Here is a 13,259-nt window from a genome sequence, read left to right as displayed (position 1 = left end):
TTCAGAAAAGTGAATTAATTTTAGAGAAAGAAACTTTCTCAGAATGAAATCACAACAGCATATTGGTACCCATACTTTTCAAACCCCTTTTGCTAAGATCATAGCACTCAAAGAAAATGGTGTTATCAAGGCTAAAAGTATTCGTTATGCCCATTCAGAAAGATTTCAAATGCCGATTCCTGTGCCGCCATCAGCTTCTGAAATTGTTTTTCCAGATAAAACTCCGGTTTGCCCACAAAATATCAGTCCATTAATTGAAAAGCTGATTGGGCCTATAGACCTTGAAGATTTTGAAGTGAACGAATCAACTCAATTTCTTTCTGTCATCCGTCCCGAAAATGATCAAACTGACCTTCCTGTAATTGTTTGGATTCATGGCGGTTCTCATGAAATAGGATGTGGAGATGTGGCGACTTCAGATGCTACCGACTGGGTGAAGGAGCAGGGGATTATAGTCGTTTCAGTTTCTTACCGGTTAGGATTATTTGGCTTTTTGGGGGGAGATATGGAAAGACCTGCCAATCTTGGTTTGTTTGATATCATTGAAGCATTAAAATGGATCAAAACGAATATTGAAAGTTTTGGTGGAAATCCTGATAATATTACACTTTTGGGACAATCTTCCGGTGGAGATGCCATTGCTCATCTGATGATCTCTGAGGGTGTTAAAGGCTTGTTTCAACGGGTAATTATTCAAAGTGCACCATTAGGACTTAGACACGGCAGACAAAAAATGTCAGCTGAATTTCTTAAAAAAACAGATTTTTTAAAAAAAGAAACGGATGCTTTGAAGATGATCGATGAATATAAGAAACATCTTCCTTCTGTGATCAGGTACGGTTTAAATGCAGTAATGCCATTTGGGATTCAGTATGGATTTCCTCCTTTATGTAAAGAAGATGAGGCAGAAGATCAATGGATCTCGAATGCCGGAGATTATGACGTACTGATTGGGCTAAATAATGATGAAACAGCATTTTATCTTAAAACTTCTGAAGCGCTCAATACTTACTTTGGTAAAGGATTTGGTCAGAAAATTATTAATAAAACAGTACAGTTAACTACAGAAAAGATCTATGGAAAACCTGCAGAAGTTTTTGCTGACAGTTATGCGGGAGCAGGTGGGAATGTTTATTTATTCAGGATCTATTCAAAATTGGCCGGAAATGAAATAGGAGCTGCTCACAGTATTGATCTGCCTCTATTATTTGGTAATGAGGAAGCATGGAAATCAGCGGGATTATTAAAAGATATTCCATGGGAGTACATTCACGAAAATGGAATTAAATTACGTGCTGTTTGGGCGGAATTTGCCCGGACAGGAAAAATAACCGATGAATCTGAGAACCCGGAAATTCTGAAACTCCGGAAAATTTAATTTTATCCTTTACGACAAATTGAAATAATTACTTTACAGATAATCTGTTTGTAATTAATGAGTTATCCTTATTGGGGAGTACAGGCAGAAAATATGTTTATTCTTAGTTCTTAGAATGCATTTTTCGTATTTAAAAATCATTAATTGGTGAGTTTTATTCAATGATATGTTGAATATTTTATTATATTTGAGTGTTAAATTTATAAAATGTAATCAATATGAAAATTAAAATTTCCCAAAAACAATTGAGCAGAGAAGCTCTAAGAAAAGTATTGGCAGGAGGTGATGAAGGGTGTACCAACATTTCTGCCAGAGGAGAACAATGTCTTTATCCATTAGTATGTGGTCCATATGGATGTGAGCTTTCCGGAAGTAGTGGTGGTGGAACAGGTGGAGGAAATCCAGGTGGTGGTGGCACTGGTGGTAGTACAGGAGGAGGGATAGGTGGACCGGATCCTGAGCAAACGACATAGGATCAGAGAATCAGCTGATTTCAGGAAAATGACCATTTTTTATTACTAAAAAACTAAATAATTATGAATGCAAAATTTAAATGGAATGAATTAAGCAGGGATACGCTTAAAAGTCTGCTTGCAGGATCTCCTGGAGAACCTGCTTATTGTTTTGAAGGCGGCCCGGGAGAGGGGGGCTGTGGGCCAAGTGAGATTTGTGAAAATGGACGATGTGTTCCTTATAATCCTTCCACTGGTGGAGGTACTGGTGGAGGCACAACAGGTCCAACACATACCTGCTACTGCGGAACCTACTCTTATGTAACAGCAGACCAATGTCCGAATTATTGTTTCAGCGATTAAAACTTTATTACTAAAATATTTTAAAATGAAAAAAACTAATTTACTTTTGAGTCGCAGCCGAAAGCTGGATCGATTAGAACTAAAGAGCCTGAAGGCAGGAAACATTACCCGCGGAAAAGTGTGCTGTACTTCCAATGAAGATAACCAATGTTGCGAGTGGGCTACTGATATTTGGAATTGCAGATACATCTATTGCTAGTACCCGTAAGCTATCTTATTAATATTATAAAATAGGGTCGGAATTATTTTTCCGACCCTATTTGCTTTTTGATATCAATGTTTATATTTATTCAGGAATCCAGACACTTACATTTCCTGCCGGGACCGGGAAGTTTCCCCATCCTTTTTCATCAATAATTACTTTTTCCTCAAATCTACCAAGGAGATCATAAAAGCTCTGGCCTATATATTTTTCTCCCACTTCCATGGGCTTATTGTAAGCTTCTTTGTTACTTAGTACGATCGCACAGCCTGTATGTTCATCATCTCCCTCACGGATCCAGCCAAGACAGTTGGCATCTTCAAAATAATCTTTCTGAGGTCCATACGCATGTTCTTTGCGGGCTTTTAACAGCGCTTCGATCCCATCTACCTTATTCAGGAATATTTCCTGGTCATTTCCTTCCCTGTCCTTATCTACGTAATGAGCTCCGAATAAATCCGGATAAAATACGCAAGGATAGCCGTCCTCTCTTAATAAGATCAAAGCATAAGCAATAGGTTTGAACCATTCTTCCACCGGGGCTTCAAGATCCTGCAAAGGTTGAGTATCATGATTGTCTACAAGGCTCACGGAATGTAATGGATCAGCTTGGGTTAACGTTTCATCAAATATCCTTCTCAGATCATACGAGTCGCCTTCTCGGGAGGCTGTATGGAAGTTATTTTGAAGAGAGCTGTCAAACAGGCTCATGCATCCTTCTGTAACTTCAATGTATTTCTGAAGTAAATTCAGATATCCGGGAGCCCAGTATTCTCCCACTGCAAAAATATTCTTGCCGGAATTCGAGCGGATCAGGGTGAGCCATTCTTTATAAAAATCAAAGGAAATGTGTTTTAGGGCGTCCAGCCTTACTCCATCGAAATCCGTTTGATCAAAATACCATTTTGCCCATTCGTTGAGTTCTTCCCGAACAAAAGGATTACGATGTTCAATGTCATTGTACATGAGATAATCATAATTTCCTTTTTCATCATCGATCATTTCTTCCCAATCATTTCCATATTCGGACTGTATCTTAAAAATATGCGAATCCATTCCTTCTGCATAGTCTACACCGCTGAAACAGGTAGCGTTCCATTCAAAATCAGAATATTTTTTGTTTCTTCCGGGAAATGTAAACTTCGTATAGGATTGTATCTCCATGACATCAGAAATCACTTTCTCTCTGTTGTTTTCATCTACCTTCACAGCTTTTAGGGTCTCTAATTCATCTCCGCCAGCTTTATGCCCCAGAACAACATCTACAATCACCTGGATATTTTGCTTTTTTAAAGCTTGAATTGCCTGGATGTACTCATTTTTTGTACCGTATTTGGTGGGAATGCTGCCTTTCTGGTCAAATTCTCCCAGATCGAAAAGATCATAAGCATCATATCCTGTTGAGTAGCCACCACTTGTTCCTTTATAAGCAGGAGGAAACCATACCGAAGTTATTCCGATTTCTGCTAAATATGAAGATTGTTTTTGAGCCTCATTCCAGAGCGTTTGGTTTCCATCTGAATACCAGTGAAAAAACTGAATCATGGTTGGGTTCATAGCGTGTAGGGTTTGGTAACTACAATGTACTGAAAATTTCTAACTATTGAGCGCCAAATTCCTGAAACGGTATTTTTAGTTGAACTGATACCTGCTTTTTTTCTTCGGTATTAAGATGAGAAAGGGATAGCCCCAGCAAACGAACCGGCTTATCATAAGGTCTCAGCTCCCATAGTTTTTTTGCAGTTTTAAAATATTCTTCATCAGAAATATAATAATCCTCTTTAGTCATACTTCTTGTAAAAAGAGAAAAATCTTTGTACTTGATTTTTAGAGTCAATGACCTTCCAAGAATACTGTTTTTTTGAAGTCTCTGGTGAAGTTCCGCACTTAAGCTTTCCAATTTTTCGTTGATCTGTTGCTCATCATAAAGGTCTTCAAAAAAAGTCCTTTCTACTGCCACACTTTTTTGAATACGATGAGGTTTAACTTCCGAATTGTGAATACCCCGGACAACATGATAATAATAACTTCCGGATTTTCCGAAAAGGCTGACCATCTCCTGAAGTGTTTTTTTCTTTAGATCTTTCCCTTTAAAAATACCTAAAGTAAACATTTTATTAGCGGTCACTTTTCCAACTCCATAAAACTTTTCGACCGGTAATTCCTCCATAAAAGCTTCAATCTTATCAGGATGAATTGTTTTCTGACCATTTGGTTTATTGATGTCAGAAGCTACTTTTGCCAGGAATTTATTAACCGAGATCCCTGCTGAAGCAGTAAGACCTGTTTGTTCAAATATTTTTCTGCGTATTTCCCTTGCGATATCATTGGCGGATTCTATGTCTTTTTTATTTTCTGTAACATCCAGATATGCCTCATCTAAAGAAAGAGGTTCTACCAAATCGGTATACTCATAGAAAATCTCCCGGATTTTTCTTGAAATTTCTTTATATCGGGCAAAACGAGGGGGAACGAAGATTAAGTGCGGGCATTTTTCTTTAGCTGTTTTGCTGGGCATTGCCGAACGGACCCCGAATTTTCTTGCTTCATAGCTTGCTGCAGAAACAACTCCGCGATGTTCGCCTCCAACAGCCAGTGGTTTTCCCCTTAATGCAGGATTATCATGCTGCTCTACAGAAGCATAGAATGCATCCATATCAACATGAATAATTTTGCGGATGGGAAAAGAAAAATCCATATCACAAAGATATGGATTCATTTATTTCTATTTTTGAATAGGTTGTAATCATTTTTTTAATCTCATCGTAAGAATCAAAGGTTCAAAACCTACTTTTTCATATGCTTTTACTGCTGATTCATTTTGATCATACACATCAAGTCTTATTTCGGACATTCCCTTTTCTTTTGACCACTCAATCAATTTTTCTGTAATAGATCGATTGATTCCCTGTCCTCTGTATTCAGTTTTTACAAACATAAAGCCTAGGTAGGCATATTTTTTAAAATCTGTATAATTTTTTTCGGCCTGCTTAATCAGTGCATATCCGGATGCAACAATTTCATTATTCTTTTCAGCAACAATCAATAAGGCGTCTTCTGAATTCATTAAAGAAGGTAAATCATAATAATGGATTTCACCCTCGATTAAAGTTTTATTATAGGGTCTTTCTGCCAGAACAACGCCTTGTTCAAATTCTAAAAGTACCTTTAAATCTTCTTTGGTTGCTTCTCTTATGGTCATATTCGTTTTCCTATTGCAAAAGCTTATTGATGGTAGATTGAATTTCTGGATCTTCCGGAGAGATCGCATAGTATTTTGCAATGGCAGATTTCTGATCAATGACCATATATCTTGGAATCCAGTTCAGGTCAATATAATTATTGAAGTCATTTTTCCATCCCGATGCAAACCAATAATTCTCTTTATCTTTCATGTCAAACCTTTCCAGGCTTTTATCAAAGCCTTCTTTTGATCTTTCCAGCGAAAGAAATACAAAGTTTATATTGGGGTTGTTTTTTTCAAGTTCCTGAGCTTTTGGAAGAGCCTTCAAACAGTCTCTGCACCATCCGGCCCAGAAATCAATAACAACAACTTTACCTTTATTCTGATTAAGGATTTCCTGAATGGTAACACTTTTACCATCTTCATTTTCAAGCTTTTGTTGTAAGGCTTCTTTAGAAAAACTGGTTTTAAGTACTTTTGGAACCTCTTGAGAATAAAATATTCCAAAGCTTCCTAACATAAAAAATAATAATAGCTTTTTCATTATCAATTTCATTTTATTTAAATCTAAACAATAGAACGAAGTTATGAATTGCTTTTGTATTAATAAGCAAAAATTTGAAATATTGAAAAATTCGATAGAATAATTACGGGTAGTTTTTAACCAGACCTTTTACTACAGTAATGACATTAGGCATTGCTTTGTTGGCAGCATTGAGAACTTCCTCATGAGAAACAGCAAAAGAAATATCCGGTCCCCCAAGATCCGTAATGACAGAGATGCAAAAGACGTCCATATCCATATGTTTAGCGACAATAACTTCAGGAATGGTACTCATCCCAACCATGTCTGCACCCATAGCTTTTATCATTCCATATTCTGCTGGTGTTTCAAAGGTCGGACCCTGCAGGCCTAAATAAATTCCCTGATGGATTTTAATATTATTTTCTGTGGCAGCCTTTTCGGCAATGGCAATCATTTTTTTATGGTATGGCTCACTCATATCCACGAATCTAGGTCCTAATTCTTCAATATTCCTTCCACGAAGTGGATGTTCAGGCATCATGTTGATATGGTCTTTTAGAATAACTATATCCGCCACTTGATAATTTGAATTTACTCCACCTGAAGCATTTGAAAGCAGAAGGTTTTTAATACCTAGTACATGAAAAACCCTGATTGGAAATACAACCGTTTCCATAGAATAACCTTCGTAATAATGAAAGCGGCCACTCATCATCAATATTTTTTTGCCCTCAAGAGTTCCGTAGATTAACTGACCGCCGTGCCCTACGACGGTTGTTTGTGGAAAGTTGGGAATATCTTTATATTCTAAAACGTGAATCGGCTGTACTTCATCCTGTAGTTTTCCCAGTCCGGATCCTAATACGATAGCAAAATCCGGAGTGTCCTGAATGATGTTTTTAATGAAGCTGGCAGTTTCTTTAATTTTTTCTAACATAATCTAAGATGATTTGGTTAAACTCTTCCTTTTTGTCAATGATCACATTGATGGGCCAGTAATAAACAATATCTCTAAGATAGTCAAAGCTTTTTAAACGAACATAATCTTTCTCTGTGGTTAAGATCAATTTATATTCGCCCAGTTTTTTATATTCAGCAACAATTTTTTTGATGTCATCATCTGAGAAGTTATGATGATCTCTGAATTTCAGATGTTTTACTCTGTGTGAAAATTTTGCAAGATGTTCCAACAGGGGTTTGGGGTTAGCGATTCCTGTAATTAATAAAATATCATAGTAATTCAGGTTGTTGTCGGGAAGCATTTTTTCTCTTCCGTATACATTTTCGTCATATCCAATCGATGAAAAGAATACTTTCTGATGACGCTCAGGTCTTATTCTGGAAATGTAGTACTGCTTGGTTTCTTCTGTTAATTCATCAGGACACTTGCTGACCATAATGATATTTGCTCTCTTTACACCAGCTCTTGACTCTCTCAAGTCTCCTGCCGGAAGAAGGTGATCTCTGAAATAAGGATCATTAAAGTCTGTCATTAAAATATTGAAGCCGGCTTTAATAGCTCTGTGCTGCATCGCATCATCAAGTACCAGAACATCAAGGTCCATGTCCTCAATCACTTTTTTAGCACCCGGAACTCTTTCTTCAGAAACGGCAATTACAAAACGATTTTTAAAACGCTCAAACAGCTGCATGGCTTCATCTCCTACCATTTTGTAGTTGCTGTCGTAATTCGTTATATCATAACCCTTTGTCAGTCTTCCATACCCTCGGGAAAGGACACCGGTTCTGTAATGTTTGGATAAATATTGAGCAAGGTACATCACCATTGGTGATTTTCCACTTCCACCAACAGAGAGATTGCCGACGTTAATTATCGGAGTCTTGAATTTCGTAGATTTAAAGATCCCCAGATCATACATTGTGTTTCGGATACCCGTTACCAAATGATAACCTACAGAGAAGGGATAAAGGTACCATCTTTTCATACGATTGCAAAAATAGTAATTTTTAAAAGGATTTTACGGAATATTCTCAATGACTTTTCAACAAATGTTTCATAAAATTAAAGTATTTTTGTGGAGTTATTCTATTACATTGAGGTACTTTATAGAGTTTTCTTACAACGGTAAAAATTATTTCGGTTATCAGATCCAGCCGGATGCCAATTCTGTACAGGAAGAATTGGAAAAAGCACTGTCTACAATTTTACGGGAAGAGATTAAAATAACCGGTGCCGGACGAACGGATACGGGAGTTCATGCGAAAAAAATATTTGCTCACTTTGACACTGAAGTTATTTTAGATGATCAGCTTCCCCACAAGCTAAACAGTTTTCTTCCACCCGATATTTCCATTAAAAGAATTTTCCCGGTAAAAGATGATTTTCATGCCCGTTTTGATGCAACTTACAGGACGTATGAATATTATATTTCCTTAGAGAAAAATCCTTTTACGTTAGATTCCGCATGGCAACTCTGGAGAAGATCCCTGAATGTGGATGCCATGAATGAGGCGTGTAAGATTTTATTTGAATATGAGGATTTTACAAGTTTTGCTAAAGTGAAAACCGATAATAAAACCAATATCTGTAAAATGTATAAGGCAGAATGGGAACTAAATGGAAGTGAGCTAAAGTTTACCGTTTCTGCGAATCGTTTTCTTAGAAATATGGTAAGAGCGATTGTAGGAACGATGGTAGAAATTGGTGCCGGAAAAATAAAGCCTGAAGATCTAAGAAAAGTGATTGAAGATATGAACCGGAATTCCGCAGGGACCTCAGCTCCCGCACAGGGTTTGTTTCTTGTAGATGTGGGGTATGAATTTTAAAATAAAACTAAAAAGCAATACCTATGATGTCAATTTTTATTCTTATCGGTGCCTACAGATACTATGCAGGGCTAGCTGAGAGGTTTGGAAAAACCAAATGGCACTTTGGCCTTTTGGGCATCGGAATTTATCTTGGTTTTCAGGTGGTATTTCTTTTGAGCTACGGGTTTTATCTTGGATTCACAAATCCTGGTTCCGTGGAACATAATAACTACAGTGGATTTACATGGGTAAATGTGTTAAGCTGGATATTTGCGATAATTGCCGTTTGGGGAGTTTATCAACTTCTTGAGAAAAAATTTAAGAAAGAAAATATTCAGAAACCCAGTCTGGAGATTGAAGAAATAGGGATGAAAGAAAACCCATAAAAGCTTTCTGCTATTGATTTATCCGATCGTTTACTGGGAATAGAGAGATTAAACTTCAATAGAAGGATATTCATATTTTAAATAATAAGTATCTGAAATTTTCTATTACTATTTGAATAAGTTGTTCTGACTTTCAAATTATAAAGTGTTATTTTTGCAGGGAATTTAATTTAATTCTTTTCTTCAATTTGTACAATGAAAAAACAAGATACCTGGGGAATTATTAAGAGGCTGTTCTTTATCGGGATGAAATTCCGGTCCTGGTTTATCCTTACATTAATAATTTCTGTCATATTATCAATAGTTTCTACTTACAGACCTTATCTTACAATGGAAGTTGTAGATAATGATATTACGAAGCTGCAGGATAAGGCTTTAATGATGAAGCATATCTACATTTTGGTAGGGTTGGTTTTTGCTGAAACTATTTTAAACTTCTTTTTGGTATATTTTTCCAACTATATTTCTCAGAATGTAATCAGAGATATAAGAGAAAGGTTATATGCCAAACTTATTTATTTCAGAACATCATTTTTCGATAAAACACCGATTGGCCAGCTGGTAACACGTGCGGTCGGAGATGTGGAAACTATTGCAACCGTATATACGGATGGGTTTTTAATGGTTTTTGGAGATATTCTGAGAATCGTCTTTGTACTGGTCATGATGTTCAGTACCAATGTTCATTTGAGTTATATTACGTTAGCAATTCTTCCTCTAATGGTAGTTATCACCAGATTCTTTCAAAAAAGGCTTAAAAAAGCTTTTGGAGATGAGAGAACCTGGACTGCGAATCAAAATTCTTTTGTTCAGGAAAGATTAGCCGGAATGCCGATTATTCAGGTGTTCAACAGGCAGGAGGCTGAATTCAAAAAATTTGATGAGATTAATATTACCCTGAAAGGAGCATTATTGAAAACGGTTTTCATCTTTTCATTATTCTTTCCTGTAGTAGAGCTTATTTCTTCTTTATTTATTGGATTTATACTTTTTTATGGCGGATATATTACAATTAGTGCAGGGGTGGTTATTGCATTTATTCAATATATCTCAATGTTGATCCGCCCGTTAAGACAAATCGCGGATCGCTTTAATAATATCCAGCGTGGAATCGTAGGTGCAGAAAGAGTATTAGGTTTGATGGATGAAGATTATGCAATGCCTAATCACGGTACAATTAAAAAAGATCATTTCAAAGGCAAAATAGAATTTAAAAATGTTCGCTTTGCTTATGATGAAAAGCAGGAAGTTTTAAAAGGAATTGATTTTAAAGTGAATCCAGGTGAAACGGTTGCTATTGTTGGTGCTACCGGAGCAGGAAAATCTACGATTATCAGTTTAATTACGAGACTTTATGATATTAATTCAGGACAGATTTTCATTGATGATGTAGAGTTGAAAGACTATGAACTATATAATCTGAGAAGTCATCTTGGAGTTGTATTACAGGATGTCTTCCTGTTCCATGGAAGTATTTTTGAAAATCTTGCATTTGGAGATGATAGCATTACCTTAGATAAAATAAAAGCTGGTGCCAAAGAAATTGAAGTAGATGAATTTATCGAGCAGCTTCCGGGTGCCTATGATTATGTGGTGAGCGAAAGAGGGTCGTCCATATCGTTGGGTCAGAGACAGCTGTTGTCTTTCCTAAGAGCCTATTTATCCAATCCGGAAATTCTGATTCTGGATGAAGCAACATCTTCTATTGACCACGAAAGTGAAAAGCTGATCCAGAGAGCAACTGAAAAGATTACCAAAAACAGGACATCTATTATTATCGCCCACCGACTTTCAACCATTGAAAAGGCTGATAAGATCATTGTTATGGAGCATGGTAAAATTGTTGAAGAAGGAAAACATATGGAGCTGCTTAATAGAAATGGTTATTATTCTACTTTATATAAAGCTCAGCTAAGACATGAAGTTGAGATGGAAGAGGAGAATCAGGCGAAATAGGTTAGGGTAAAAGGGCGGAAAGGCAAAATTGTAAAATCGCAGAATTGTAAAATTGCTTCAATATTGTATTTTTTTACTGGCATTTTTTATTTTCAAATCTTATTTATTAAGATAGAGATAAGTAATCAAGATAAAAAAAGAGAGCTGATTCAGCTCTCTTTTTCTTTGTGTTTTTAGAATTTCATTTTTTTGGTGATGATTTTTCCATTTTCTAAGGAAGCCCGTACAATCACAACGATATTTTTAGCATTGATTGGGATGGTAAGCTCTGTGGCTTTAATGTTGTTTTGGGTAACAAGCATTCTTCCGGAAGTATCATAGATCGCAAGTGACGTTATTTTGATGTCACTTTTTATATCAACGGTATTTTCTGTCTGAGAAATGACAGTCTTGTTTTCAATTGCATTTTTAGTCGATAACGTTCGGGGTGTGATCGTCACCGAGTAATCTTCTACCTGTCCATATTTTGGATTGGAACAGGAAGTTACAGCCGTTCCATTATATTCCCCGATTACTCTCATTCTTAAAGCTTTGTTTACAACTGCATTGGAAGGGGGAGTCACAGAAGCGGTAGCTGTAGATCCGTATGCTATATTACTTTGGTTGAGAACCAGTTCTGTAGTTTCATTGAACTGGCCATCATTATTGTAATCAATATACACCTTTATGATGTGGGGATTGTTAGTTCCCGGAGTTACACTAAGGCTTGTTGAGGTACCTGAAGGGATGGTTGTTTTGGAAATACCTAAACAATAATTTCCTGTAAAGTTCTCATAAAAATTATTGGCTGCAGCTTTATAATTTGTTGAATAATTATTTATGCTTCCGAATTTAACCGATGTTATGCCAATATTGAAATTTCCGGGATTGGTAATGGTTGTAGGGACACAAGCTGTTGTTAAAGAAACACTGTTGTTAGGAGGTGTTGCATTGCCTACAGGAGAATTAATAAGAGACTGTCTGTATTGTAAGAGTTGTGCAGTAGCTCTGTCAGACTGCCCTGTAGTAAATAGATCCCTGAAACAATAAGTATAAGACATTACATTTCTCTCTCCTCCTGCATAAGTAAGGCTTGTACATGGGTTGATCTGTCCTGTTTGGCAGGTGTGGGGAACTGAAGAATGATAAAGACTTTTCATAGGTTCTGTATCGCATACCAAGTCTCCTTGCAATGTACAGTCGGTATTGGTAGGACATGCACCTGTTGATTCATTATAGCCCTCATGGGTGTGACGAAGTCCCAAAGCATGTCCGAACTCATGGGCTAATGTCTGTGCATTAACAGCTGATGCGCTGGTTGCCATGAACGAATAATCATTACTTCCTCCCGGGTAATAAGCGAAACCATTAAGGCCACCCGAATTTGAAGATAATTTCTTCACAACATAGATATTGTAATACTTACTGGTATCCCACATTCCTAAAGCGGTAATTTCAGAAGCAGTAACCGCATTGGTCGTATTATCATTATTAACACCACCACTCACATACTTTGGAAGATGAGAGGCATTAATTCTGTTGATCCCATTGGTTGTTGTGCAGGTAGGACTTATTTTAGCAAAAACAAATTTCACTGGCAGTATGGCACTGGAGGATGACATTCCACTGGATGAGCTTCCTGCAAAGACGCCATTGGTATAGTTGATCCATGCAATAATATCAGCATCAGATTTATTATTTACCGTACCTATTGCACTTCCGTCGCCAACAACATGTACAACAACCGGAATTTCATACACCTGATTTTTATCGATCTTAGACGCTAACTTTCCACTCTTGATCAATTTGGATAATTCTAAATTGAACGCATCATCCTGCGCTTTTTGTTCCGGGAATCTCTCATAATGTTTTCTCATGAGTTCATCTGTTCCGCATTCTAATAATTCGGCTTTCTGTGCATGCATTTGCGTACATGATAAACCGAGAATAATAGAGAATAATAGTTTTTTCATAATATAATTGTTAATGGTTTTAATAAAATGTTATTAAAATTAAACAAAAATATCAACATAGTGGGAAATAATGTAAAATCTCCTTATGAGC

14 protein-coding genes are annotated in these 13,259 nt (G+C 36.7%); 7 read left to right on the top strand and 7 right to left on the bottom strand.

Translation table 11 applies throughout. The features are described from left to right. The first annotated feature begins 43 nt into the window (after positions 1-43). The 4 genes from CEY12_RS11520 (at position 44) to CEY12_RS22270 (ending at position 2,392) form a co-directional block, all read left to right on the top strand. Positions 44-1,378 carry a carboxylesterase family protein gene (locus tag CEY12_RS11520; protein ID WP_089027838.1) on the top strand — a complete coding sequence of 445 codons (1,335 nt, stop codon included), beginning with the start codon at positions 44-46 and terminating at the stop codon, positions 1,376-1,378. 218 nt (positions 1,379-1,596) lie between these two features. Beyond that, positions 1,597-1,851: a hypothetical protein gene (locus tag CEY12_RS11515; RefSeq protein WP_089027837.1), complete on the top strand. Its 255-nt coding sequence runs from the start codon at positions 1,597-1,599 to the stop codon at positions 1,849-1,851. A 63-nt stretch (positions 1,852-1,914) separates the two neighbouring features. Beyond that, the gene (locus CEY12_RS11510; RefSeq protein ID WP_089027836.1) at positions 1,915-2,193 is read left to right on the top strand and encodes a hypothetical protein; all 279 of its coding nucleotides are present in this window, start codon (positions 1,915-1,917) and stop codon (positions 2,191-2,193) included. Between the two features lie 25 nt (positions 2,194-2,218). Beyond that, positions 2,219-2,392: a hypothetical protein gene (locus tag CEY12_RS22270; protein ID WP_157676811.1), complete on the top strand. Its 174-nt coding sequence runs from the start codon at positions 2,219-2,221 to the stop codon at positions 2,390-2,392. 87 nt (positions 2,393-2,479) lie between these two features. On the opposite strand, the gene CEY12_RS11505 is transcribed toward CEY12_RS22270, so the two are convergent. The 6 genes from CEY12_RS11505 to lpxK all read right to left on the bottom strand — a co-directional run bounded on the left by CEY12_RS11505 (position 2,480) and on the right by lpxK (position 8,051). Beyond that, positions 2,480-3,952 (bottom strand): alpha-amylase, encoded by a 1,473-nt coding sequence (locus CEY12_RS11505; protein ID WP_089027835.1) that lies wholly within the window; start codon positions 3,950-3,952, stop codon positions 2,480-2,482. A gap of 43 nt (positions 3,953-3,995) precedes the next feature. Then, the gene (gene dinB / locus CEY12_RS11500; RefSeq protein WP_089027834.1) at positions 3,996-5,093 is read right to left on the bottom strand and encodes a DNA polymerase IV; all 1,098 of its coding nucleotides are present in this window, start codon (positions 5,091-5,093) and stop codon (positions 3,996-3,998) included. Positions 5,094-5,141: 48 nt separating this feature from the next. After that, complete coding sequence (locus CEY12_RS11495) at positions 5,142-5,597, bottom strand: GNAT family N-acetyltransferase (protein ID WP_089027833.1); 456 nt, start codon at positions 5,595-5,597, stop codon at positions 5,142-5,144. A 10-nt stretch (positions 5,598-5,607) separates the two neighbouring features. Further along, entirely contained in the window at positions 5,608-6,123 is a 516-nt protein-coding gene (locus CEY12_RS11490; RefSeq protein ID WP_089027832.1) for a TlpA family protein disulfide reductase, read from the bottom strand. 103 nt (positions 6,124-6,226) lie between these two features. Further along, complete coding sequence (locus CEY12_RS11485; RefSeq protein WP_089027831.1) at positions 6,227-7,042, bottom strand: purine-nucleoside phosphorylase; 816 nt, start codon at positions 7,040-7,042, stop codon at positions 6,227-6,229. Beyond that, positions 7,026-8,051, bottom strand: a complete 1,026-nt coding sequence (lpxK, locus tag CEY12_RS11480) for a tetraacyldisaccharide 4'-kinase (protein ID WP_089027830.1) — start codon at positions 8,049-8,051, stop codon at positions 7,026-7,028. Before lpxK ends, CEY12_RS11485 begins: the two co-directional genes overlap by 17 nt. A gap of 64 nt (positions 8,052-8,115) precedes the next feature. On the opposite strand from lpxK, the gene truA reads away from it, so the two are divergent. The 3 genes from truA to CEY12_RS11465 all read left to right on the top strand — a co-directional run bounded on the left by truA (position 8,116) and on the right by CEY12_RS11465 (position 11,216). Then, on the top strand, positions 8,116-8,892 hold the full coding sequence (gene truA / locus CEY12_RS11475; RefSeq protein ID WP_089029858.1) for a tRNA pseudouridine(38-40) synthase TruA: 777 nt from the start codon (positions 8,116-8,118) through the stop codon (positions 8,890-8,892). Positions 8,893-8,915: 23 nt separating this feature from the next. Then, a complete protein-coding gene (locus CEY12_RS11470) occupies positions 8,916-9,260 on the top strand; it encodes a hypothetical protein (RefSeq protein WP_089027829.1) in 345 nt (114 codons plus the stop codon). Positions 9,261-9,455: 195 nt separating this feature from the next. Beyond that, positions 9,456-11,216 carry an ABC transporter ATP-binding protein gene (locus CEY12_RS11465; protein ID WP_089027828.1) on the top strand — a complete coding sequence of 587 codons (1,761 nt, stop codon included), beginning with the start codon at positions 9,456-9,458 and terminating at the stop codon, positions 11,214-11,216. A gap of 173 nt (positions 11,217-11,389) precedes the next feature. Here CEY12_RS11465 and CEY12_RS11460 read toward each other — a convergent pair whose 3' ends face one another. Beyond that, complete coding sequence (locus CEY12_RS11460; RefSeq protein WP_089027827.1) at positions 11,390-13,168, bottom strand: GEVED domain-containing protein; 1,779 nt, start codon at positions 13,166-13,168, stop codon at positions 11,390-11,392. Positions 13,169-13,259 lie beyond the last annotated feature (91 nt).

The sequence above is a fragment of the Chryseobacterium sp. T16E-39 genome (assembly GCF_002216065.1).
Classification (GTDB): Bacteria; Bacteroidota; Bacteroidia; order Flavobacteriales; family Weeksellaceae; genus Chryseobacterium.
The sequence above is the reverse complement of the archived record's forward strand: the minus strand, read 5'-3'. Positions and strand labels throughout refer to the sequence as shown.